Raw genomic sequence first — 854 nt, forward strand, 5'->3', positions numbered from 1 at the left:
ACACGGTGGTGACCGGAAACGTCGTTCCGGTTCCAAACCCGATGCAAATCGTCAAGACCTCGACCTCCAGCAGCGTTGCATATCCTGCGACGACGGCCAGCAGGCAGAGGCACAGCATGCTGAAGACGACGCCCACCATCGCAATGCGCTTGTAGTGGGTGAAATGCGGGATCATACGCCCGCTGAATGCCGCGCCGCCGACGGTCCCCAGCAGAAGCCCAAGCATCGCGATGCCCGACTCCGCTGCCGACAAGCCGAGCACCGCCTGAAGATAGACGGGCAGGTACACAGCCATGCCGACGCTTGCGGCCTGAAGCAGGAACATCGAAAGCGTGCCCGCCAGAACGATTGGATTGCCAAGCACTTCGAGTGAGATGAGCGGCTCGGCGGCGCGCATGAGCCGCAAGGCAAAAGCGCTCCAGAAAATCGCCGAACCGCAGAGAACGCCGATGACTTCAAGCGAAGTCCAGGGATAGGCGCTGCCGCCCCAGTTCAAGGCGAGCAGCAGCAGCGCCGTGGCAATTATCAGAAGCAGCGCGCCCAGGCCGTCGATGCGATGGCGCTTTGCGGCAATGGGCAGTTTCTTGAGCGGCTTGTTGATGATCGCCATCGCAAGAAAACCAAGCGGAATGTTGATCCAGAAGATCAGTGACCAGTGCAGGTGCTCTGCGAAAGTGCCGCCGAGCAACGGACCGGCAATGCTGGCGACAGCCCATGTGCCGGAGAACCAGGCGGCATAGCGTGCCCGCTCGCGCGGCGGCACGAGATCGCCGACGACGGTCTGCGTCAAAGCGAACAAGCCGCCGCCACCGGCGCCCTGTATCGCCCGCCCGACAACCAGCACAAACATGTTG

Annotated in this window: 1 protein-coding gene; it reads right to left on the minus strand. The window is 62.3% G+C overall.

The window, feature by feature from the left end:
• Positions 1–854: MFS transporter (locus tag EOA22_RS35585; protein ID WP_127390714.1), on the minus strand; the 854-nt coding region annotated here is incomplete at both ends.

This window comes from Mesorhizobium sp. M7A.F.Ca.US.014.04.1.1, assembly GCF_003998745.1.
Classification (GTDB): domain Bacteria; phylum Pseudomonadota; class Alphaproteobacteria; order Rhizobiales; family Rhizobiaceae; genus Mesorhizobium; species Mesorhizobium ciceri.